The organism is Brevibacterium sp. VCM10 (genome assembly GCF_000583215.1).
GTDB classification, from domain to species: Bacteria; Actinomycetota; Actinomycetes; order Actinomycetales; family Brevibacteriaceae; genus Brevibacterium; species Brevibacterium linens.
Genome location: NZ_JAJB01000134.1, coordinates 1 through 784, shown reverse-complemented (window position 1 = coordinate 784; position 784 = coordinate 1). Strand labels below are relative to the sequence as shown.

The window sequence follows — 784 nt, the reverse complement described above, 5'->3', positions numbered from 1 at the left end:
ACCCCCGCCGAGGCGGCCCCTGCAGTGACCGTGGTTGTGGCAGTGGGATCAATGGCCACTCCCCCGGCCACGGCGATGAGCACGAGCGCCACTCCGGCCGCAGCCGATGCCAGAGCTCGGCGGTCGTCGAGTTTGGCCGCGGCGGCCCGTTCCTCCTTCGTCGGACGCGTCTTCCGGTGGATGTCGGGGTTCGCTTTGGCCTTGCGGGAAGCGCGGATGCCCCGGATGAGGAACGGCAGGAACATGGCCAGCCCCAAGGCCACGAGCCCCGAGCACAGTACACGGACCCAGCTGGGCACCGGAAGCAGGCAGATGGCCAGGCCGAGGTTGATGATTGTGATGCGGAAGGCCGCGAGTCGGTTGAGTTCGCGGTTGGCGGCGCGCACGGCTGTCGGTCCCCCGCCGAGGACGACGGGGAGCAGGTAGGACAGTGCGCCGAAGAGGATCTGCGCGGCGAATCCTGCTGCCAGTGCCGGGGTCAGCCACGTGAAGTCCGCGGTTGCATTCAGCCAGTCGTCTGCGGTGAAGAACACCCATGCTGTCGCCAGCAGGCAGATGACCAGCCAGGACATCGCCGCGGCCGCCGAATAGGTGGGGTATTCGCGTGGTGGCTTCGCGAGGCCGGCGAGCACGAAGGGGCGGGCGATGAACCCGATTCCGGCGAGGTAGCCCAGCAGGCCGATGCCCGCCGCCCACGGTTGGGCGAACAGGGACGCGGCCAGGGCGATACCCAGCCCGATGAGGAGGAGGGGAAGTCCGCGACGGGCGGCCGCCTCGGCGCCGG

1 pseudogene is annotated in these 784 nt (G+C 69.8%); it reads right to left on the bottom strand.

From position 1 onward, the window contains the following. A pseudogene (locus AD89_RS20245) lies at window positions 1-784 on the bottom strand (multicopper oxidase domain-containing protein); the annotation flags it as partial.